This window comes from Shewanella sp. SACH (assembly GCF_001887095.2).
Taxonomy (GTDB): Bacteria; Pseudomonadota; Gammaproteobacteria; order Enterobacterales; family Shewanellaceae; genus Shewanella; species Shewanella baltica.
Map to the genome: position 1 here is coordinate 40,400 of NZ_MPDG02000009.1, position 22,616 is coordinate 63,015.

A 22,616-nucleotide genomic window follows, 5' to 3' on the forward strand; every position below is an offset into this window, starting at 1 on the left:
ATGGTTATTCAATTACCGTTACACGTCCCTGTTCCACATGAAACATCCTACTGGGAGGCGTGTGTAACGAATCGACTATTGCAGCAGGATCGATGGCGGTCACAAAAACTTGTGCTCCGGTATCCGTTAACTGCTTAAGCAATAGCTGCCTATGCTGTGCATCCAACTCGGACGGAAGATCATCCACAAGATAAATACTGTGTTTATCTATTTGTTGTTTGAGCAACTTTCCCTGTGCAATACGCAGTGCACAGACTAATAATTTTAATTGACCACGGGACAGGGCATCCTGCGCCGGCAAAGTGCCTACACGAAGTCTAAGGTCAGCTTTATGGGGACCGCTGACGGTATGACCTGTGGCCAAATCTCTGGAATATTGGTTTTCGAGTAGTTCTGCAAAATCCGTTTTACTATCCCAGCCGCGCGTAAATGAAACCTTCACATCTACACTCGGTAAAAACTCCCCGATTATACCCTTAAGTAGCTCATTTAACGAGTCTACATAATGGTTTCGTATTTCAGTAACCTGCTCGGCATAACGCACAAACTCTTGGTCCCAAAATTGAATATTACTGTAGGCTGAGCCATTCCTAAGCAATTGATTTCTTTGCTTAAGAACTCGACGAACATTCGTCCAAGCGCCATAAAACTGTGGGTCAGCATGAAATGCGCCCCAATCGATAAATTGTCGACGGGATTTTGGGCCTTCAAACAGTAAAGAAAAGCTTTCAGGCGTGATCACTTGAATAGGTAACGTTTCGGCTAATGTCGACAGACGTTTGACTTTTTCGCCGTCGATTCTCACTTCGGTCTCACCACTACGAAATCGGCGCAAACCGATTTTACTGTCACCGCGCGCTAAATTTAAGGTTGCAAAGAGCGTTAACTTATCGTCGTCGTTATTAATCACTCGTTGGGATAAATGGCTGCGAAACGAACGCCCCATACCGAGGAAATAAATCGCCTCAAGAATACTGGTTTTGCCGCTGCCATTTTGGCCATAAATCAAGTTAATCCCAGGTGCAGGGATTAACTGTGCGGACTGAATGTTGCGAAACGCTTCGATATTGAGACGGGTCAGGCTCATGCATTACTCATTAAGCCGCGTAAACGGCGAAGGCAAGGATTCATAACACTTAACAGGCAACTCAATCGCTGCCACAGGCTAAGGCTATCGGTAAATGAGTGAAGGAATGGCCAATGCTGCGTATTAAACACTGTGCCGCCGTTAAGCGGCATAGACATCGAAGACAGAGGTACAAACACGGGTAACGTAAAAATCGATGGTTTATAAGCGCATCGGCATAACCACATACATGGAATCTTCTTCCAAATGGTTTTCGATTAAGGCGCTGGAGTTACCATCAATGAGCGTGATACGCACATCATCGGACTTAAGGTTGTTGAGCACGTCGAGTAAATAACTGACGTTAAAACCAATTTCTAAGGCTTGGTTGTTGTATTCCACATCGATGATCTCTTCCGCTTCTTCCTGTTCAGGATTGTTAGCGGTGATCTTGAGCAGACCATTTTCGAGTTGAATACGCACACCACGGAATTTTTCGTTCGATAAAATCGATGCGCGGGTCAGCGCTTGCTTCAGGTGATTACGACTCGCAATCACTATTTTATCACCGCCCTTTGGCAATACACGGCGATAATCAGGGAAGCGGCCATCAACTAATTTACTGGTAAATACAGTGTTAGCCGTAGTGGCACGAATGGCATTATCACCAATGGCAATCGCGATATCGAGATCGTCCGACTCCAATAAACGCGCCATTTCCATTACGCCTTTGCGTGGAACAATGACTTGTTTTTCAGGTAATTGTGCTTCAATCGTACGGTGACTTAAGGCTAAACGGTGGCCGTCGGTCGCAATAGCGCGCAACACATTACCTTCAGTTTCAAACAATAAACCGTTGAGGTAATAACGCACATCTTGGTTAGCCATAGAAAATTGCGTTGAGTCGATAATCGACTTCAACACGCCCTGCTTCAAACTAAATTCAATCTCAGCTTGGAAGGCTTCAACGTTGGGATATTCTTCTGCGGGCAACGTCGCTAAGGAAAAACGGCTACGGCCTGAACGCAGCAACCATTTATTATCTTGTTGTTCGACTTTCAGTTCGCTTTGTTCTGGCAAAGACTTAACAATATCGAGCAGCTTTTTAGCCGGAACCGTAGTACGACCTTCTTCGATATCACCGTGAACCATAACTTGGCCCACGAGTTCGACTTCTAAATCTGTTCCGGTCAGCTTAAGTGAGTGACCACTTACTTCTACAAGGAGGTTAGACAAAATGGGCAAATTATGGCGTCTTTCTACCGCACCACACACCAATTGCAACGGCTTTAATAGGGCATCCCTATCAATTGAGAATTTCATAGTGTCCAAATTCCTTGTTTTAAGAAGATAAGGTTCTAATCAAATTAGCATAATCTTCTTTAATGTCGTGGCTCTCTTCCCGTAGCTGAGCAATCTTACGACAGGCATGCAACACTGTGGTGTGATCTCGACCACCAAAAGCATCACCAATTTCCGGCAAGCTTTGGTTAGTTAATTCTTTGGATAACGCCATTGCCACTTGTCTAGGCCGCGCGACACTGCGTGAACGGCGCTTAGACAACATATCAGCCATCTTGATCTTGTAGTATTCAGCTACGGTTTTCTGAATATTGTCTATAGTGACTAATTTTTCTTGAAGTGCCAAGAGGTCACGTAAAGCTTCACGAACAAAATCAATGGTAATTGGTCGACCGGTGAAGTTAGCGTTGGCGATAACGCGGTTTAACGCCCCTTCTAGCTCACGCACGTTTGAACGTAAACGTTTAGCAATAAAGAAGGCCACTTCATCAGGCAAGTTAATACCACTCTCTTGGGCTTTACGCATCAAAATCGCGACACGGGTTTCTAACTCTGGTGGCTCAATCGCCACAGTTAAACCCCAACCAAAACGCGATTTCAATCTGTCTTCAACACCGTCGATCTCTTTTGGATAACGATCTGAAGTCAAAATAATTTGGTGATTACCCTCAAGCAAGGCGTTGAAGGTATGGAAGAATTCTTCTTGGGATCTGTCTTTATTGGCAAAAAATTGAATATCATCGATAAACAAAGCATCGACGCTACGGTAGTAACGTTTAAATTCTTCGATCGCATTGTTTTGCAACGCTTTAACCATGTCTTGGACAAAACGCTCGGAATGCATGTAAACCACTTTGGCATTCGGATTATTTTTAATGATCCCGTTACCGACAGCGTGCAACAAGTGAGTCTTACCTAGACCTGTTCCGCCATATAAGAATAATGGGTTATAAGCACCACCTGGATTTTCAGCCACTTGCAACGCCGCAGCCTTACCTAATTGGTTCGACTTACCTTCTACGAAGTTATCAAACTGGTAGCTAGGATTGATGTTACTGCGGTGATTCGCGTTCGCCATCGGCTCGGCTTGGACGTTAAACGTCGTGCCTACCGTCGCTTTAGTTTGGGTATTCGCTACACGAGTTGGCGCTATAGGTGCTGGCACACTTGGCTTTTTCGCCGAAGGACGACTACCAATATCGAAACGCAATTTAGGTGCATCGCTGCCCATCTGCTCAGTAAAGAACTGATTAATGATATTGATGTACTTATCTCTGACCCAATCAAGCACGAAGCGGTTGGGCGCATAAAGCACCAGAGTATCTCCATCCATTTCGGCTTGTAACGGTCTGATCCACATACTGAACTGCTGAGCAGAAAGCTCATCTTGCAATCGTCCGATACATTGTTGCCAAAGTGAAACAGCCACTTAGTTATCCCCAAAAGATCATCAAAAAAGAGGTGTATTCTATAGCGAGATCTCAAGGATCGCTATCCTTAAAAAATATTTATCCCCAGCGAGATCATTCTGTGTGGATATCCTCGATCATCAAAGATCCAAAACGATCCTTTTATTCTGCACTATCCGCAAATCCTGCTTTATTAAGCGATCCACATTGATCTATAATGGCGCCCCTTCGATCGGCTCGAAGATCCCCTGCACTACTATATGTAGTGTCCGTACACAGAGTTATCCACATCTTATGGTGTATTCTGGGGATTGATCAAAGGATACGCTGGCAGAAATAAAGCACTTACTTACTTTCGTTGTTGACGTGACTAAGTATTGTGATTACAATTCGGCCTCTTTTTTGCCCTTACCTCTATCCTAGAGATAAGGATATGTTCACTAATTAACAAAGACGGATTGCCATCATGAGTAAACGTACTTTTCAACCTAGCAACCTGAAGCGCAAGCGTTCTCACGGCTTCCGCGCTCGTATGGCTACTGTAGGCGGCCGTAAGGTGCTTGCACGTCGTCGTGCGAAAGGTCGCGCTCGTTTATCTGCTTAATAAGTGGGTAACTAGTTGACTAGCTATACCTTTTCGCGGGAGTTACGTTTGTTAACTCCCGCGCAATTTAAATCTGTATTTTCCAATCCCATCAAAGCATCTTCTGCTGAAATTACCTTGCTCGCTATTCCTAACACGGAACAACATCCGCGTATGGGCCTTACTGTTGCCAAACGCTTTGTAAAACGCGCCAATCAACGTAACCGTATTAAGCGTGTGATCAGAGATAGTTTTCGCTTAAATCAACACGACATTCCTCATCTTGATATTGTTGTGCTTGTCAGAAATGGCGTGATGGAAATGGAAAACGCTGAAATCAACAAATTGATAGAAAAGCTATGGCGCAAACTCAGTCGCCGCTACAATGGCTAGCGACCACGTTAATTCGTGGCTATCAAGTATTCATAAGCCCTATACTGGGCCCTCGATGCCGTTTCAATCCCACCTGCTCTCACTACGCTATTGAAGCAATAAAAGTGCATGGAACCGCGAAAGGTTGTTGGTTTGCATTGAAACGCATATTAAAATGTCACCCTTTACATCCCGGCGGTAGTGATCCCGTCCCCCCTAAAAATGACAGGTGTAATAAATAGGCTATGGAATCTCAACGCAATATATTGCTCATAGGACTACTGTTTGTCAGCTTTTTGCTGTGGCAACAGTGGCAAGCAGACAAAGCTCCTAAACCAGTTGCAACCGAATCGTCCTTAGTGGCGAACGCGGCAAACTCACACAGTGCCGATGTTCCAGAAGCTGATACAGGTGTTCCTGCAGCAGTGACAGCAACCAGCAAACTGATTACCGTGAAAACCGACCAGTTGGATGTTCAAATTAATCCAATCGGTGGCGACATTGTTTTTGCTGCGTTAGTTTCGCACAAAATGGAACAGGATAAAGATCAACCCTTCGTGTTGCTTGAGCAAACGAAAGATTTCACTTATATAGCCCAGAGCGGTCTTATAGGTCGCGATGGTATCGACAGTAGCGCCAAAGGCCGTGCCGCATTTAGCACTGAAGCGACTGAATATACCTTAGCCGAAGGTCAAGACACTTTAGAAGTGCCGTTAACTTATGTAGCCGACAATGGCGTGACATACACTAAAGTGTTTGTATTCCATCGCGGTAAGTTCAACGTTGATGTTGACTATAAAATCAACAATACTTCAGCGGCTCCGCTGCAAGTTCAGATGTACGGTCAAATTAAACAAACGATTAAACCGTCTGAAAGCAGCATGGTTATGCCTACCTACCGTGGTGGCGCATTCTCTACGCAAGATGTGCGTTATGAGAAATACAAATTTGATGATATGGCGAAAAGCAACCTGAACCAAGCGACGTTGGGCGGTTGGGCAGCCATGCTACAACATTACTTCGTTTCAGCTTGGATCCCACCGGCTACCGACAGCAACACAATTTTCTCTAGTGTCAGTGCGGGCGGTTTAGCCAATATTGGTTTCCGCGGCGCGGTATATGATATTGCACCTGGTGCGACTCAAGAAATTAGCTCACAGTTCTACGTTGGTCCTAAGGATCAAAAAGCACTGTCAGCCATCTCTGATACCTTAAACCTAGTGGTAGATTACGGCTTCCTATGGTGGTTAGCTGTACCTATTCACTGGCTATTGATGTTCTATCAATCATTCGTCGGTAACTGGGGTATGGCTATTATTCTGATTACCTTAACCGTTCGTGGTTTACTGTTCCCGCTAACAAAAGCGCAGTACACCTCAATGGCGAAGATGCGTAACCTGCAACCTAAACTGACTGACTTGAAAGAACGCTTTGGTGATGACCGTCAAAAGATGGGTCAGGCCATGATGGAACTGTATAAGAAAGAAAAAGTTAACCCTATGGGTGGCTGTTTACCTATTATTTTACAGATGCCAATCTTCATTGCCTTGTACTGGGTATTGTTAGAAAGCTTCGAATTACGTCACGCACCCTTTATGTTGTGGATCCACGATTTATCGGTACAAGATCCTTACTACATATTACCTTTGCTGATGGGCGTATCTATGTTTGTGATGCAGAAGATGCAACCTATTGCACCGACTATGGACCCAATGCAAGTGAAAATGATGCAGTGGATGCCAGTGATCTTTACCGTATTCTTCCTCTGGTTCCCAGCGGGTCTAGTACTGTACTGGTTAGTAGGTAACATAGTTGCTATCACGCAACAGAAGATTATTTATGCAGGTCTGGCGAAAAAAGGCTTAAAATAAGCCTAAGATTTGCAAGACTCTAGCGCATCGTTACAGATTAATGTGAACGAATGACACTAAAAGGCGGCTTAATTGGCCGCCTTTTCCTTTACATGATTTAGTAGATATAAGTTTGGTGGGTATTTCCGTGACAACTGACACTATCGTGGCTCAAGCCACCGCGCCCGGACGTGGCGGCGTTGGCATCATTCGAATTTCAGGCGACAAGGCCAGTAATGTCGCTATGGCCGTATTAGGTCATCTTCCTAAAACCCGATATGCCGATTATTGCGATTTTAAAAGTGCATCGGGCCAAGTAATAGACCAAGGCATAGCGCTGTTTTTTAAAGGACCGAATTCCTTTACTGGCGAAGATGTCTTAGAACTTCAAGGCCACGGCGGCCAAATTGTCCTCGACATGCTGATCAAACGTGTAATGGAAGTCGGTGGTATTCGTATCGCAAAACCAGGCGAGTTCAGCGAACAAGCCTTTATGAACGATAAACTCGACTTAACCCAAGCCGAAGCCATTGCTGACCTTATCGACGCCACCAGTGAGCAAGCCGCTAAAAGCGCGCTGCAATCACTACAAGGTGAATTTTCTAAGGAAGTCCACGAGCTGGTGGACCAAGTCACTAACCTGCGTTTATACGTTGAAGCCGCAATTGATTTCCCCGATGAAGAAGTCGACTTTTTAAGTGACGGCAAAATTGCCAATGCACTCTATAAAATCATCGACAAACTCGACCTAGTGCAAGCCAGTGCCAAGCAAGGTTCTATTATTCGTGAAGGGATGAAAGTGGTGATTGCCGGTCGTCCCAATGCCGGAAAATCGAGCTTACTGAATGCGTTAGCGGGTAAAGAGTCGGCCATTGTGACTGAAATTGCCGGTACAACACGCGACGTATTACGTGAACATATCCATTTAGATGGTATGCCGCTGCACATTATTGATACCGCAGGTCTGCGTGATACTACTGATACGGTAGAACAAATTGGTATTGAACGCGCATGGAATGAAATAAACAGCGCCGATCGCGTGCTATTTATGGTGGATGGCACGACAACCACCGCCGTCGATCCACATGCGATTTGGCCTGACTTTGTCGATCGCCTGCCCTCCAATTTAGGTGTAACAGTGATCCGTAATAAAGCCGATCTCACGGGCGAAGACTTAATGATGACCGAAGAACAAGGTTATAGCGTCTACCGGATCTCGGCAAAAACAGGCTTAGGTGTTGAAGAATTAAAGCAACACTTGAAGTCACTTATGGGTTATCAGAGTAATCTCGAAGGTGGCTTTATCGCCCGTCGTCGTCACTTAGAAGCCCTTGAATTAGCCGCAGGACACCTGCAATTGGGTAAAGAGCAGTTAGAGGTTTACCTTGCCGGAGAGCTGCTGGCAGAAGAGCTACGTATGTGCCAATTAGCACTATCAGAGATCACTGGCCGCTTCACTTCTGACGATTTACTCGGCAAGATTTTCAGCTCTTTCTGTATAGGGAAGTAATATTCTCGACATGTGAACTGCTTTTCTAGCTAAGGCTTGTTGTGCTCAACAAGCCTTTCTTTTAACTAAAAGCTCGTTATCCCGCTTATATTCCTCCCTAAATCCCTCTCCCTTTACGCGCATAAATCCCAGATTTACACAGCATCTCATAGAGACAAGCCTGGTTTTACCTTATGATGAAGCCGTATTAACACCCGAATACAGCCCCAAAAAGGCAGTAAACGAGTGTATTTCAGCGAGATTATCCATAAAAGGTATCGTCATAAATGGCAAAGATTGAAGTAATAGTCGGCACAACATTGGGCAGTGCAGAGTATGTCGCCGACGAAATGATGGCGCAATTAACGGATCAAGGGCACCAAGTTCAAGTGCATTTAACCCCAACTCTGTGTGAAATCGACACCCATGCACTGTGGATTATCGTGTCATCTACCCACGGCGCAGGTGATCTTCCAGATAATATCCAGCCCTTTTTCAATGAAATTACCGAGCAGAAACCGGATCTCAGCCAAGTGAACTTTGCCTTATGTGCAATTGGCGACTCAAGTTACGACACCTTTTGCCAAGGCCCTGAAAAATTAATTTCAGCCATTCAAGACTGCGATGCTAAAGCCTTTGTGGATAAGATCCAGATCGATGTACAGCTTGATCCCGTGCCAGAAGACCCAGCCCTTGCATGGTTAGCACAATGGCAACAAGAGATTTAAGATCGCCTATGGGATAAGGTCGCGATCTATGTACAGTTTAGATCCTATTTATCCACAATTTACTTATTTAAAGTATAAACATGTGGATAAGCTATTATTTAGATCTGATCAACCTCTGTACTATTCACACTCCGATCTGCTTAATGATCCACCCTGTGGATAAGTAGGCGATCTATCCCCATGTTTAATGGCGTTAGATCGCGATCAGATCACAGGATCAAGATCGCGCTAATTAATGATTTATATACTGAATTTTGGTTATGCACAGAAAAACGCGATCCTAATAGTAAACATAATAAGAAGATCTATATAAAGATCTTAAGATCTATTAGTCCGGATCATCTCGATCGAACAGCGTAAAATGATCATTCACCTAGGGCAAAGCAAATGCTAAAATACTCGGCTCGTACTGAGTCTCTTAGCAATTGAAGGTAGTGGCATGCATTTTCATGAACGGTTTGATGTAATTGTTGTTGGTGGTGGTCATGCCGGAACTGAAGCCGCGTTGGCAGCAGCAAGAATGGGATCAAAAACATTATTACTAACGCACAATATCGATACGTTAGGACAAATGTCATGTAATCCAGCGATCGGTGGCATAGGCAAAGGCCACCTAGTGAAAGAAATTGACGCCTTAGGCGGTGCAATGGCGATCGCAACCGATTATGCAGGGATCCAATTTAGAACCTTGAATTCAAGCAAAGGCCCAGCAGTACGAGCGACACGTGCACAAGCTGACCGTGCGCTGTATCGTCAAAAAATCCAAAACATATTACAAAACCAACCTAACTTACGTATTTTCCAACAAGCCGTTGATGACTTAATTGTTGAAAATCATCAAGTTGTTGGCGTAGTGACTCAAATGGGATTAGCCTTTGAATCTCCAGCAGTTGTGTTAACAACAGGCACATTCTTAAGCGGCAAAATCCACATAGGGTTAGAAAACTACAGCGGTGGCCGTGCAGGCGATCCACCAGCCATTGCCTTAGCCAATCGTTTACGTGAGTTACCGATCCGCGTGGGCCGTTTAAAAACAGGTACCCCGCCACGTATTGATGCAAACACGATCGATTTCTCTCAAATGGCTGAACAAAAAGGTGATTCTCCGTTACCTGTGATGTCGTTTATGGGCGATGTCAGTCATCATCCAAAACAGATTTCTTGCTGGATCACTCATACCAATGAAAAAACCCATGAAATTATTCGTGGTGGTTTAGACAGAAGCCCAATGTATTCAGGCGTAATCGAGGGTATTGGCCCACGTTACTGCCCATCGATTGAAGACAAGATCCACCGCTTTGCGGATAAATCTTCGCATCAGATCTTTATCGAACCTGAAGGGTTAAATACCAATGAGATCTACCCTAACGGGATCTCGACCAGCTTACCTTTCGATGTACAGCTGAATTTAGTACGTTCGATCAAGGGCATGGAAAACGCAGAAATCATGCGTCCAGGTTATGCGATCGAATATGATTATTTCGATCCGAGGGATCTGAAAAACTCATTAGAAACCAAAGCGATCAATGGGTTATTCTTTGCTGGCCAAATAAACGGCACAACCGGTTATGAAGAAGCCGGTGCTCAAGGTTTATTAGCGGGCATGAATGCGTCGCTGCAAGTGCAGGGCAAAGAAGCTTGGTGTCCACGACGCGATGAAGCGTATCTTGGAGTACTGGTTGACGATCTGTCGACTCTAGGTACCAAAGAACCGTACCGCATGTTTACTAGCCGTGCCGAATACCGTTTGCTACTCCGTGAAGATAACGCCGACATTCGCTTAACGGCAAAAGGTCGCGAACTCGGTTTAGTCGACGACGCTCGCTGGGCAGCATTTAGTGAGAAGCTAGAATCCATTGAACTTGAACTGCAAAGGCTACGTGGCCAATGGGTGCATCCAAATTCGCCTTTGATCCATGCGTTAAACCCGCACTTGAATACGCCGATCTCGCGCGAAGCGTCATTTGAAGAGTTACTGCGTCGTCCAGAAATGGATTACAGCAAGTTAATGCAGATTGAAGGTTTTGGTCCTGGGCTTGAAGATCCACAAGCAGCTGAACAAGTTCAGATCCAAGTGAAGTACTCTGGTTATATTCAACGCCAGCAGGAAGAGATCAACAAAGCCGTGCGTAATGAGAACACAGGTTTACCTTTGACGCTCGATTACAAAGAAGTACCGGGCTTGTCGAACGAAGTGATTGCTAAGTTAAATAACCACAAACCAGAAACTATAGGCCAAGCGTCACGGATCTCTGGTATTACCCCTGCGGCTATTTCAATTTTGTTGGTTCACCTCAAAAAGCGTGGCTTATTACGTAAGAGTGCGTAAAAGCTAGCTTAATAGCTGCTTAGGTCATAGAAGGGAAGCATTCAGGCTTCCCTTCATCGTTTTCGGGCTTCATAATAGCCTTCGCGTTCATAATCGTATCTTTGTTGAGGTTGCTCAGTGTTATCTGCCCAGTTAGAGGCTTATTTAGCCGAAATTAATTTGCCCGCAACCGCCGAGCAAAAAAAACAACTAATTGATTTTGTTGGCATGCTCAACAAATGGAATAAAGCCTATAACCTGACATCGGTGAGAGATCCCGAAGCCATGTTGATCCGTCATATCATGGACAGCTTAGTGGTTTCAAAACATCTACAAGGTGAACGTTTTATCGATGTGGGCACTGGACCCGGTTTACCTGGGATCCCATTAGCGATTATGAATCCCGATAAACAATTTGTGTTATTGGACAGCTTAGGTAAACGCATTCGTTTTCAAAAACAAGTGTCCTTTGAATTAGGCATTCATAACATCAGCTCAGTTGAAAGCCGCGTAGAAGCTTATCAACCTGAGCAAAAATTCGACGGCGTATTAAGTCGTGCATTTGCTTCAATCCAAGATATGCTGACTTGGTGCCATCATTTACCCGCCGAACATGGGCAGTTTTATGCCCTTAAAGGCCAGTTAAATGATGAAGAGATGCAACATATTCCAAGTGGATTTGCAGTGAAAGAAGTCATCGAGCTCAAGGTGCCTAAACTCGATGAACAAAGACATTTATTGAAAATAATCAAAGAATAACAGGCTTGAAAGTGATGAATAAATCATTTTTAAGTAAGGGCAATAAACCAGCATTTACATACAGGGTGATATTGTGGGTAAAGTGATTGCCGTGGCTAACCAGAAAGGTGGCGTAGGAAAAACAACTACTTGCGTTAACCTCGCCGCTTCGTTAGCAGCAACAAAACGTAAAGTATTATTGATCGATCTCGATCCCCAAGGTAATGCCACTATGGGCAGTGGTGTCGATAAATACGAGGTCGAAAATACGGCCTACGAATTATTGGTCGAAGAAAAAACCTTCGACGAGATCGTCATTAAAAACACTGCGGGTAAGTATGATCTGATCGCCAGTAATGGCGATGTCACAGCGGCAGAGATCAAACTGATGGAGTTTTTTGCGCGTGAGATCCGTTTGCGTAACGCGCTCGCACCGATAAAAGATCAATATGATTATATCTTTATCGACTGCCCTCCTTCATTGAACATGCTGACGGTGAACGCTATGTCAGCGGCTGACTCTGTGCTCGTGCCTATGCAGTGCGAATACTATGCCCTAGAAGGCTTAACGGCGCTGATTGATACCATCACTAAGCTTGCCGCTATGGTTAACCCTGGGCTTGGCATTGAAGGCATTTTACGCACTATGTACGATCCGCGTAATCGTTTGTCTAATGATGTGTCCGATCAGCTAAAACAGCATTTTGGTGACAAGGTATATCGTACTGTGATCCCGCGTAATGTCAGGCTGGCTGAGGCGCCAAGTTTTGGTGCGCCTGCTATGTATTACGATAAATCGAGTGCCGGCGCTAAGGCGTATCTAGCGCTTGCGGGTGAAATGATCCGTCGTTCAGAACAACAAACTCAGGCTAAGCAAGCGTAAAGGATCACCATGACGTTAAAGAAAAGAGGATTAGGCAAAGGGTTAGATGCCCTACTGAGTAACAGCCATGCCGCCAGTAAAAAACACACTGACGAAGCTAATGTTGTCGATAAAAAAGAAGAGCTTATCCATCTCGATTTAGACTTATTACAACCGGGTAAGTATCAACCTCGAAAAGACATGTCTCCCGAAGCGTTGGAAGAACTGGCGCATTCTATCCGCAACCAAGGCATTATTCAGCCGATCGTTGTGAGACAAGTGGCAAACGACATGTATGAGATCATTGCGGGCGAACGTCGCTGGCGTGCTTCTCAACTTGCTGGCTTAAATAAAATCCCCTGCATAGTCAAACAAGTGCCCGATGAAGCCGCTGTTGCTATCGCTTTGATTGAAAACATCCAGCGTGAAGATTTAAATGCCATGGAAGAAGCCATTGCATTGCAACGTTTAATGCAAGAATTTGAACTGACTCACCAACAAGTTGCCGATGTTGTGGGAAAATCCAGAGCGAGTGTATCTAACTTGTTACGTTTAAACGGCTTAAATGAGCCGGTAAAACGTCTACTCGAGTATGGCGACATCGATATGGGTCATGCTCGCGCTTTGTTAGCAATTGAGGGAGAAGAACAAACAAATCTTGCGAGATTAGTGGCCGCTAAGGAATTAACCGTTCGCGAAACTGAACGATTAATTAATCAAACCTTAAATCCGCCTAAACAAGCCGAAACTACGACTAAAGATCAAGATGTTTGTCGTTTAGAGCAGCAGTTAATTGAAAGATTAGGTGCCAAGGTTTCTATCGCTCATAGTAGTAAGGGCACAGGTAAAATTGTAATTAACTATCAGAATCTGGCTGAATTAGACGGAATTCTTAGTAAAATTCATTAATGTCTGTAGATTAACAGTTTTTAATGTAAATTTGTGACAGATGCTAATCTTACATTTTAACTCGTTTGGCGCTAGATCACGTTAAAAGTGTTGTTTTTCCTTATCTCAAAGTTGCAATGAAGGCGTGAAAAGGTATACTTTCGCAAGCTTTTTGTGCATCGACATAAATACGGGTATTTGTCATCCGGTCATCGAAACAAAAAGTATGAATGCGGAGAGGATGAATTGAGTAAGGTTTTAGCGCGTCGTGGCCGGTGGTCAGCCTATAAATTGGTGATGATGCAGGCGGCGGTCGCTGGGGGTGCTTCAATTCTCTTTTTCGCCGTGTGGGGAGTTCAGTTTGGCTATTCTGCGTTAGCAGGTGGTTCAATCGCTGTGCTCCCTAATTTTGTATTCGCAACCCTCGCTTTCTCCCACACGGGAGCAAGTTCAGCTGCAAAAGTCATAAAGGCTTTTTACTGGGGGGAAGCGGTAAAGTTGCTGTTAACCATCGCAATGTTTTCGTTTGTATTTATCAATATTAAGGTCGCTTTTATGCCGCTTTTTGTTTGTTATGTGCTGACGCTAATCGTGCATTGGACAGCTCCTTTATACTTCAAGCAAAGTTAAGTGGGATGAATCATGGCTGCAACTGGTGAAGCGTTAACACCGCAGGGCTATATCCAACATCACCTTACCAACTTAAGTGTTGGTGAAGGCTTTTGGACATGGCACATTGATTCGTTGTTCTTTTCGGTTGGTCTTGGTGTTCTGTTCCTGTGGATTTTCCGCAGCGTTGGTAAAAAAGCGACTTCCGGTGTTCCTGGCAAACTGCAATGTTTTGTTGAGATGATCGTTGAGTTCGTAAATAACAGCGTGAAAGAAAGTTTTCATGGTCGCAATGCTCTGATCGCACCTTTAGCTCTGACCATTTTTGTATGGGTATTCATGATGAACTTCATGGATATGATCCCTGTTGATTGGCTGCCTCACGCAGCAAGTTTAATGGGTATTCCATATCTTAAAGCGGTTCCGACGACTGATGTTAACATTACCTTTAGCTTAGCTATCGGTGTGTTCTTGCTGATTATTTTCTACAGCATTAAGGTCAAAGGTGTGTCTGGGTTTGTTAAAGAACTGACACTACAGCCCTTTAACCATAAGGCAATGATACCCGTCAACCTCCTATTAGAGACTGTTACTTTGATAGCAAAACCAATTTCATTGGCATTGCGACTCTTTGGTAACTTGTACGCAGGTGAGTTGATCTTCATCCTTATTGCGCTGATGTATGGTACCAACTTGTTATTATCTACCCTAGGTGTGACTCTGCAACTGGGTTGGTTAATATTCCACATTTTGGTTATCACACTGCAAGCGTTTATCTTCATGATGTTGACCATTGTTTATTTAAGCATGGCGCATGAAGATCATTAAGGATTGCTGAAGAAATTTTAAACTAAATCATCAACTAATATAGATTTAGATACTGGAGATACAGATGGAAACGATTTTAGGCATGACAGCTATCGCTGTTGCTCTGCTGATTGGTATGGGTGCTCTTGGTACTGCAATCGGTTTCGGCTTATTAGGCGGCAAGTTCTTGGAAGGCGCTGCGCGTCAACCAGAAATGGCTCCTATGCTACAAGTTAAAATGTTCATCGTAGCGGGTCTTCTTGACGCCGTAACTATGATCGGTGTTGGTATCGCATTATTCATGCTATTTACCAACCCACTGGGTGCAATGCTGTAAAAAACGCTTCTGTCTTAACTCTAAATAGGAGGCTGTTGTGAATTTCAACGCTACCCTAATCGGTCAGACGGTCGCCTTTATCATCTTCGTGTGGTTTTGCATGAAGTTTGTATGGCCCCCTTTGATGAATGCCATCGAAGAGCGCCAAAAAAGGATTGCTGACGGTCTAGCTGATGCTGATCGTGCGGTAAAAGACCTGGAGTTGGCACAAGCGAAAGCGACTGACCAACTAAAAGAAGCCAAGGTAACGGCTAATGAAATTATTGAGCAAGCTAACAAGCGTAAAGCTCAAATAGTTGAAGAAGCCAAAACCGAAGCAGACGCTGAGCGTGCTAAAATCATCGCTCAGGGTAAAGCAGAAATTGAAGCTGAACGTAATCGCGTCAAAGAGGATCTGCGTAAGCAGGTTGCTACTCTTGCCATCATGGGTGCTGAGAAGATCCTTGAGCGTTCTATTGATCCAGCCGCCCACAGTGACATAGTTAATAAACTAGTCGCTGAAATTTGATAAGGGAGTTGAGTTATGGCTGAATTAACCACCATCGCTCGCCCTTACGCAAAGGCAGCTTTTGACTTTGCTATTGAACAAGATGCAGTGGATTCATGGGCAGAAATGCTTACGTTTGCCGCATTGGTGAGTGAAAACGAAACCATGCAACCACTGTTAGCTGGCTCTTTAGCCAGCACTAAGCTCGCAGCACTCTTTATTAGTGTGTGTGGCGAGCAAGTCAATGTGCAAGGTCAGAACCTGATAAAGGTAATGGCTGAAAACGGTCGCTTAAAGGTACTACCTGCTGTATCTCAGTTATTTACTGAATACCGTAATGAGTGGGCAAAAGAAGTGGAAGCCGATGTGGTTTCTGCAACTGAGCTGAGCTCTGAACAACAACAGCAGATTAGTATTTCTTTAGAGAAACGTCTCGCACGCAAAGTTAAGCTGAATTGCAGCACTGACGCCGCGCTCATCGCCGGTGTAATCATTAAGACAGGAGACCTAGTCATCGATGGCTCGGTCCGCGGTAAGTTATCGCGTCTGTCTGATAAGCTGCAGTCGTAATTGGGAGTTTGAGCATGCAACTGAATTCCACTGAAATCAGCGATCTGATTAAGCAGCGGATCGAGCAGTTCGAAGTCGTTAGCGAATCTCGTAACGAAGGTACTATCGTTGCGGTAAGTGACGGCATCATCCGCATCCACGGCCTAGCCGACGTGATGCAAGGTGAGATGATCGAACTGCCTGGTAACCGTTTTGCAATCGCGTTGAACCTTGAACGTGATTCTGTCGGTGCCGTAGTAATGGGTCCTTATGCTGATTTAGCAGAAGGCGTAAAAGTGAAAACGACTGGCCGTATTCTGGAAGTTCCAGTTGGCCGCGGTCTTCTTGGCCGCGTTGTTAACACTCTAGGTGAGCCAATTGACGGAAAAGGACCTATCGATAACGATGGTTACTCGCCAATTGAAGTTATCGCACCAGGTGTTATTGAACGTCAGTCTGTTGATCAACCAGTTCAAACTGGTTATAAAGCCGTTGATGCCATGATCCCTATCGGTCGTGGTCAACGTGAATTGATCATTGGCGACCGTCAAACTGGTAAAACAGCGATGGCGATCGACGCAATTATCAACCAGAAAAATTCTGGCATTAAATGTGTGTACGTTGCGATTGGCCAAAAGGCTTCTACTATCGCTAACGTAGTGCGCAAGCTAGAAGAACACGGTGCGTTAGCTAACACTATCGTTGTTGTTGCAACGGCTTCTGAAGCTGCTGCTCTGCAATACTTAGCGCCATATTCTGGTTGTTCTATGGGTGAATACTTCCGTGACCGCGGTGAAGATTCTTTGATCGTATACGATGATTTGTCTAAGCAAGCAGTTGCTTATCGTCAAATTTCGTTACTGCTCAAGCGTCCACCAGGCCGTGAAGCTTACCCAGGTGACGTATTCTATCTACACTCACGTTTACTAGAGCGTGCATCACGCGTTAACGCGATTTATGTAGAGAAGTTCACTAAAGGTGCAGTAACTGGCAAAACCGGTTCTTTAACCGCGCTGCCGATTATTGAAACGCAAGCGGGTGACGTTTCTGCATTCGTACCGACCAACGTAATTTCTATTACCGATGGTCAGATCTTCCTTGAGACCGATCTGTTTAACTCTGGCCTACGTCCAGCGGTTAACCCAGGTATTTCTGTTTCTCGTGTTGGTGGTGCGGCTCAGACTAAGATCATCAAGAAACTGTCTGGTGGTATTCGTACCGCACTAGCACAGTATCGTGAGCTTGCTGCGTTCTCGCAATTTGCATCTGATCTTGACGATGCAACACGTGCTCAACTTGAGCATGGTGTGCGTGTTACCGAACTGATGAAGCAAAAGCAATATGCTCCAATGAGCGTAGCCGCTCAAGCTGTGTCTATTTTCTCAGCTGAAAAAGGTTACCTGAAGAGTGTTGAGCTGAATAAGGTCGGTAATTTCGAAGCCGCTCTGCTCTCGTTCATGAACAGCGAGCATGCTCCTTTAATGAAGCTTATCAATGATACTGGCGATTATAGCGCTGATATCGAAGCTGAATTAAAAGCTGGCCTCGACAAGTTCGTAGCAACCCAAACCTGGTAACAATGATAGAGGTGTCTTAAGACACCTCAGGTCCAGATTGGAGAGTAGAGATGGCCGGCGCTAAAGAGATTAAAACCAAGATCGCGAGTGTGAAAAACACTCAGAAGATCACGTCCGCCATGGAAATGGTGGCAGCCAGCAAAATGCGCAGAGCGCAGGAACGCATGGCTGCGAGCCGTCCATATGCGGAAAGCATGCGTAAGGTGATCGGTCACGTAGCGCAAGGTTCTCTCGAGTATAAACACCCCTATTTGGAGGTGAGAGAGGCTAAGCGGGTTGGTTACATTGTTGTGGCAACCGACCGTGGCCTTTGTGGTGGTCTGAACGTTAACCTTTTCAAAAAGGTTATTGCAGACGTGAAAAGCTGGAAAGCCCAAGGAGCAGAATTTGAATTTTGCCCAATCGGCGCACGTAGTGTGCAGTTTTTCAAAAACTTCGGTGGACAAGTGTCTGCTCACGCTTCAGGTTTAGGCGATGCTCCAAAGCTCGCTGACTTGATCGGGACAGTCGGTGTCATGCTAGAAGCTTACAACGAAGGCAAGCTGGATCGTCTGTACGTGGTATTTAACAAATTTGTGAATACTATGACGCAGACTCCTGTGATCGAGCAGCTGCTACCTTTGCCTAAATCAGAAGATGATGAAACTGCTCATCGTTGGGATTATATCTACGAGCCAGATCCAAAAGCACTTTTGGATACCTTATTGGTCCGTTATGTAGAATCTCAGGTTTACCAAGGTGTTGTTGAAAACATTGCCTCTGAACAAGCTGCCCGTATGGTGGCGATGAAGTCGGCAACAGACAACGCTGGTGAGCTTATCAACGACTTGCAACTGGTCTATAACAAGGCCCGTCAGGCTGCTATTACGCAAGAACTGTCGGAAATTGTTTCTGGTGCCTCTGCGGTTTAGGTTAGGTAACGAATACAAGTTTTAGAGGATTAATCATGAGCACAGGTACTGTTGTCCAAGTGATTGGCGCGGTTGTGGACGTAGAGTTTCCACAAGATGCCGTACCTCAAGTATATGACGCTCTGAAAATCGTAGGTGAAGGCCCGTGTAATGGTTTGGTGCTGGAAGTTCAGCAACAACTAGGTGGTGGTGTAGTTCGTACCATCGCTATGGGTTCTTCTGACGGTCTGCGTCGTGGGCTTGAAGTAGTAAACTCAGGTTCACCTATTACTGTTCCTGTTGGTACCGCCACTCTTGGCCGTATCATGAACGTATTAGGCGAGCCTATTGATGAAGCGGGTCCAATCGGTGAAGAAGAGCGTTATGTTATTCACCGTACAGCTCCTTCATACGAAGATCAATCAAGCTCTACTGAACTATTAGAGACTGGTATCAAGGTTATTGACCTTGTTTGTCCATTCGCTAAGGGCGGTAAAGTTGGTTTGTTCGGTGGTGCGGGTGTTGGTAAAACAGTTAACATGATGGAACTGATTAACAACATCGCTAAAGCCCACTCGGGTCTTTCTGTATTCGCCGGTGTAGGTGAACGTACTCGTGAAGGTAACGACTTCTACTACGAGATGAAAGATTCTGGCGTTCTCGACAAAGTGGCCATGGTTTATGGTCAGATGAACGAGCCTCCAGGTAACCGTTTGCGCGTTGCACTGTCTGGTCTGACTATGGCAGAGAAGTTCCGTGACGAAGGTCGTGACGTACTGTTGTTCGTTGACAACATCTATCGTTATACCTTAGCCGGTACTGAAGTATCTGCACTGTTAGGTCGTATGCCTTCTGCGGTAGGTTATCAACCAACATTGGCTGAAGAGATGGGCGTTCTGCAAGAGCGTATCACTTCAACTAAGACTGGTTCTATTACCTCTGTACAAGCGGTATACGTACCTGCGGATGACTTGACCGATCCGTCACCAGCAACAACCTTCGCTCACTTAGATGCGACTGTTGTACTGTCACGTCAAATTGCTTCTCTGGGTATTTACCCTGCGGTTGACCCATTGGATTCGACTTCACGTCAATTAGATCCATTGGTTGTTGGCCAAGAGCATTATGATGTTGCTAACGGCGTACAAACTGTACTGCAACGTTACAAAGAGCTGAAAGATATTATTGCGATTCTGGGTATGGATGAATTGTCTGATGAAGACAAAACAACTGTATTCCGTGCTCGTAAGATTGAGCGTTTCTTGTCTCAGCCTTTCTTCGTAGCAGAAGTCTTTACTGGATCTCCTGGTAAGTACGTTTCTCTGAAAGACACTATCCGTGGCTTTAAGGGTATTTTGAACGGTGAGTTTGATCACCTGCCAGAACAAGCGTTCTACATGGTTGGCTCAATCGATGAAGTCATCGAGAAAGCGAACAAAAAGAAATAACTAAGTAGCAATACTTAGTTTCTTAAGGAGAACGGGATGGCAGCCATGACAGTACATCTTGATATAGTAAGTGCAGAGAGCAAAATCTTCTCTGGTCGTGTAGCTTCGCTGCAAGTGACTGGTTCAGAAGGTGAGTTGGGCATAATGCATGGCCATGCTCCTTTGCTGAGTTATATCAAACCTGGCATGGCGCGCATCGTCAAGCAAGACGGCAGTGAAGAAGTGTTTTACCTTTCAGGTGGTATTCTGGAAGTACAACCTTCTACTGTTTCCGTATTGGCTGATGTGGTTATGCGTGCCAAAGATATTGATGAGCAAGCGGCATTAGAAGCTAAGCGTCGTGCAGAAGCCCATATGGCAAATGCAGGTGCTGACTTCAATTATGACGCGGCTATGGTTGAACTAGCTAAGGCTATGGCTCAATTACGTGTTGTTGAAACCATCAAGAAAAACATTGCCAGATAAGGTTATTGTTTGTGAAAAAAGGCGACCATAAGGTCGCCTTTTTTGTGGCTGAAATTTGGGTAAGCGTGTTTTTGAGCTATTCCTATCGCTATCCGCTTCGCTTTTCGATGTGCTTTCCGTTAAAATTGCGCCACTAATACCAATCGTATTAAATATCTGTTCATTCAGCGGGAGTTCAACGCGCTTTAGACAAGGCGAAGGCTTGAAGGCATAGTGGTGCTCTGTCGAAAGCCTTGAACGCAGTATAAAGCGAATTGAAACCCGCGCTTTGGGAGCCTCACAGGCATCCCACTCCCGTGTTGCATTGACTTAAAAGGGAATAACCATTTCTGCGTCAATGCGCCTTGGATTGAGATGCCTGTGAGGCTCTGAACTGATTAGATATTTAATGTGATTGGTATACGACCGTAATTTTTCACCCTCTTGGGTATTTGTTCAAGGATATGGTAATGGCATTAAATGTAGTGATCTTAGCGGCTGGCAAGGGAACACGGATGCGTTCTGATCTTCCTAAGGTATTACATCCCATCGCCCACAAGAGCATGGTGCAACATGTCATCGATACCGCCCATAAAGTGGGTAGTGACGCGATTCAGTTAGTCTACGGTTATGGTGCTGACAAGCTACAAGCCAGCTTAGGTGAGCAACAACTCAACTGGGTATTGCAAGCTGAGCAATTAGGTACGGGTCATGCGGTTGCGCAAGCGAGCCCGCATATTGCTGACAATGATACTGTGCTCATTCTTTATGGCGATGTGCCACTGATTCAACAATCAACCCTTGAAGCCTTACTCGCTGCCCGTCCTGAAAATGGTGTGGCCATCTTAACGGTGAATTTAGCCAATCCTATGGGTTATGGTCGTATCGTCCGTACTCCTTGTGAAGGTCAAGAACAGGGTAAAGTCGTCGGTATTATTGAGCAGAAAGATGCTACAGCAGAGCAGCTACTGATCAACGAAATCAATACCGGCATCATGGCCGTTCCAGGTAAACAACTTAAAGTTTGGTTGAGCCGTTTATCCAACAACAATGCCCAAGGCGAATATTATCTAACGGATATTATTGCCATGGCGCACGATGATGGCGTTGCTATTGATACTGCCCAGCCACAATCTGCGATTGAAGTGGAAGGCGCCAATAACCGCGTGCAACTGGCGCAACTTGAACGCGCTTACCAAGCCCGTGAAGCCGAAAAACTGATGTTGGCGGGAGCGAACCTACGCGACCCAAGCCGTATCGATATCCGTGGTGAAGTCACTGTCGGTATGGATGTGATGATCGATATCAACGTGATATTCGAAGGCAAAGTGACCTTAGGTAATAATGTCACTATTGGCGCTGGCGCGATTTTAATCGATTGTGAGATTGCCGATAACGCTGAGATCAAACCTTACTCTATTATCGAAGGCGCTAAGCTTGGTGTTGCTGCCAGTGCTGGTCCATTTGCGCGCTTACGTCCCGGCGCAGAGCTTAAGCAAGATGCGCACATTGGTAACTTTGTTGAAGTGAAGAAAGCGGTTATCGGCGTGGGTTCTAAGGCTGGACACTTAGCCTATTTAGGCGATGCCGTTATAGGTGATGGCGTTAATATCGGCGCTGGCACTATTACTTGTAATTATGATGGCGCGAATAAGCATCTTACCGTTATCGAAGATAATGTCTTTGTTGGCTCAGACACCCAGCTGGTGGCACCTGTCACTATTGGTAAAGGCGCAACCTTAGGCGCTGGCTCAACCATTACCCGCGATGTGGGTGAAAATGAGTTAGTCATTACCCGTGTTAAACAAAAGCACCTGACGGGTTGGCAACGTCCAGTCAAAATTAAAAAGTAAGTTTATTTAACTCAACTCAG

General features: G+C 45.1%; 23 protein-coding genes. 20 read left to right on the forward strand and 3 right to left on the reverse strand.

Annotated elements, in window-relative coordinates:
- Nucleotides 1–4: 4 nt before the first annotated feature.
- From recF to dnaA, 3 genes are all read right to left on the reverse strand, one after another.
- Entirely contained in the window at nt 5–1,087 is a 1,083-nt protein-coding gene (recF, locus tag BM607_RS20575; RefSeq protein WP_011845334.1) for a DNA replication/repair protein RecF, read from the reverse strand.
- Between the two features lie 201 nt (nt 1,088–1,288).
- Nucleotides 1,289–2,389 carry a DNA polymerase III subunit beta gene (gene dnaN / locus BM607_RS20580; RefSeq protein WP_071939867.1) on the reverse strand — a complete coding sequence of 367 codons (1,101 nt, stop codon included), beginning with the start codon at nt 2,387–2,389 and terminating at the stop codon, nt 1,289–1,291.
- 19 nt (nt 2,390–2,408) lie between these two features.
- The gene (gene dnaA / locus BM607_RS20585; protein ID WP_006083826.1) at nt 2,409–3,797 is read right to left on the reverse strand and encodes a chromosomal replication initiator protein DnaA; all 1,389 of its coding nucleotides are present in this window, start codon (nt 3,795–3,797) and stop codon (nt 2,409–2,411) included.
- 446 nt (nt 3,798–4,243) lie between these two features.
- Between dnaA and rpmH the strand changes: the two genes are divergently transcribed.
- The 20 genes from rpmH (at nt 4,244) to glmU (ending at nt 22,596) form a co-directional block, all read left to right on the forward strand.
- Nucleotides 4,244–4,381, forward strand: a complete 138-nt coding sequence (gene rpmH / locus BM607_RS20590; RefSeq protein ID WP_006083827.1) for a 50S ribosomal protein L34 — start codon at nt 4,244–4,246, stop codon at nt 4,379–4,381.
- Between the two features lie 15 nt (nt 4,382–4,396).
- Nucleotides 4,397–4,753, forward strand: coding sequence for a ribonuclease P protein component (gene rnpA, locus BM607_RS20595; protein WP_006083828.1), 357 nt, complete (start codon nt 4,397–4,399; stop codon nt 4,751–4,753).
- Entirely contained in the window at nt 4,720–4,974 is a 255-nt protein-coding gene (gene yidD, locus BM607_RS20600) for a membrane protein insertion efficiency factor YidD (protein ID WP_006083829.1), read from the forward strand. The genes rnpA and yidD overlap by 34 nt, the downstream gene beginning before the upstream one ends.
- Nucleotides 4,975–4,977: 3 nt before the next feature.
- The gene (gene yidC / locus BM607_RS20605) at nt 4,978–6,603 is read left to right on the forward strand and encodes a membrane protein insertase YidC (RefSeq protein ID WP_071939866.1); all 1,626 of its coding nucleotides are present in this window, start codon (nt 4,978–4,980) and stop codon (nt 6,601–6,603) included.
- Nucleotides 6,604–6,730: 127 nt separating this feature from the next.
- Entirely contained in the window at nt 6,731–8,092 is a 1,362-nt protein-coding gene (gene mnmE, locus BM607_RS20610; RefSeq protein WP_071939865.1) for a tRNA uridine-5-carboxymethylaminomethyl(34) synthesis GTPase MnmE, read from the forward strand.
- Nucleotides 8,093–8,358: 266 nt separating this feature from the next.
- Nucleotides 8,359–8,799 carry an FMN-binding protein MioC gene (gene mioC, locus BM607_RS20615; protein ID WP_006083832.1) on the forward strand — a complete coding sequence of 147 codons (441 nt, stop codon included), beginning with the start codon at nt 8,359–8,361 and terminating at the stop codon, nt 8,797–8,799.
- A gap of 439 nt (nt 8,800–9,238) precedes the next feature.
- The gene (gene mnmG, locus BM607_RS20620) at nt 9,239–11,128 is read left to right on the forward strand and encodes a tRNA uridine-5-carboxymethylaminomethyl(34) synthesis enzyme MnmG (RefSeq protein ID WP_012588971.1); all 1,890 of its coding nucleotides are present in this window, start codon (nt 9,239–9,241) and stop codon (nt 11,126–11,128) included.
- A gap of 117 nt (nt 11,129–11,245) precedes the next feature.
- Entirely contained in the window at nt 11,246–11,866 is a 621-nt protein-coding gene (rsmG, locus tag BM607_RS20625; protein WP_006083835.1) for a 16S rRNA (guanine(527)-N(7))-methyltransferase RsmG, read from the forward strand.
- Nucleotides 11,867–11,939: 73 nt separating this feature from the next.
- Complete coding sequence (locus BM607_RS20630) at nt 11,940–12,728, forward strand: ParA family protein (RefSeq protein ID WP_006083836.1); 789 nt, start codon at nt 11,940–11,942, stop codon at nt 12,726–12,728.
- A gap of 9 nt (nt 12,729–12,737) precedes the next feature.
- Nucleotides 12,738–13,616, forward strand: a complete 879-nt coding sequence (locus BM607_RS20635) for a ParB/RepB/Spo0J family partition protein (RefSeq protein ID WP_006084765.1) — start codon at nt 12,738–12,740, stop codon at nt 13,614–13,616.
- Nucleotides 13,617–13,841: 225 nt separating this feature from the next.
- The gene (locus tag BM607_RS20640; RefSeq protein WP_063883871.1) at nt 13,842–14,225 is read left to right on the forward strand and encodes an ATP synthase subunit I; all 384 of its coding nucleotides are present in this window, start codon (nt 13,842–13,844) and stop codon (nt 14,223–14,225) included.
- 12 nt (nt 14,226–14,237) lie between these two features.
- On the forward strand, nt 14,238–15,032 hold the full coding sequence (atpB, locus tag BM607_RS20645) for a F0F1 ATP synthase subunit A (RefSeq protein ID WP_006083839.1): 795 nt from the start codon (nt 14,238–14,240) through the stop codon (nt 15,030–15,032).
- Nucleotides 15,033–15,096: 64 nt separating this feature from the next.
- The gene (gene atpE, locus BM607_RS20650) at nt 15,097–15,348 is read left to right on the forward strand and encodes a F0F1 ATP synthase subunit C (protein WP_006083840.1); all 252 of its coding nucleotides are present in this window, start codon (nt 15,097–15,099) and stop codon (nt 15,346–15,348) included.
- Between the two features lie 37 nt (nt 15,349–15,385).
- Complete coding sequence (gene atpF / locus BM607_RS20655; RefSeq protein WP_006083841.1) at nt 15,386–15,856, forward strand: F0F1 ATP synthase subunit B; 471 nt, start codon at nt 15,386–15,388, stop codon at nt 15,854–15,856.
- Nucleotides 15,857–15,871: 15 nt separating this feature from the next.
- Nucleotides 15,872–16,405: a F0F1 ATP synthase subunit delta gene (gene atpH, locus BM607_RS20660; RefSeq protein ID WP_006083842.1), complete on the forward strand. Its 534-nt coding sequence runs from the start codon at nt 15,872–15,874 to the stop codon at nt 16,403–16,405.
- A 14-nt stretch (nt 16,406–16,419) separates the two neighbouring features.
- Nucleotides 16,420–17,961: a F0F1 ATP synthase subunit alpha gene (gene atpA, locus BM607_RS20665; protein ID WP_006083843.1), complete on the forward strand. Its 1,542-nt coding sequence runs from the start codon at nt 16,420–16,422 to the stop codon at nt 17,959–17,961.
- Nucleotides 17,962–18,011: 50 nt separating this feature from the next.
- Nucleotides 18,012–18,872, forward strand: coding sequence for a F0F1 ATP synthase subunit gamma (gene atpG, locus BM607_RS20670; RefSeq protein WP_006084762.1), 861 nt, complete (start codon nt 18,012–18,014; stop codon nt 18,870–18,872).
- Nucleotides 18,873–18,907: 35 nt separating this feature from the next.
- On the forward strand, nt 18,908–20,299 hold the full coding sequence (gene atpD / locus BM607_RS20675; RefSeq protein WP_006083845.1) for a F0F1 ATP synthase subunit beta: 1,392 nt from the start codon (nt 18,908–18,910) through the stop codon (nt 20,297–20,299).
- A gap of 36 nt (nt 20,300–20,335) precedes the next feature.
- The gene (locus BM607_RS20680; protein ID WP_006083846.1) at nt 20,336–20,764 is read left to right on the forward strand and encodes a F0F1 ATP synthase subunit epsilon; all 429 of its coding nucleotides are present in this window, start codon (nt 20,336–20,338) and stop codon (nt 20,762–20,764) included.
- 449 nt (nt 20,765–21,213) lie between these two features.
- The gene (glmU, locus tag BM607_RS20685; RefSeq protein WP_071940707.1) at nt 21,214–22,596 is read left to right on the forward strand and encodes a bifunctional UDP-N-acetylglucosamine diphosphorylase/glucosamine-1-phosphate N-acetyltransferase GlmU; all 1,383 of its coding nucleotides are present in this window, start codon (nt 21,214–21,216) and stop codon (nt 22,594–22,596) included.
- Nucleotides 22,597–22,616 lie beyond the last annotated feature (20 nt).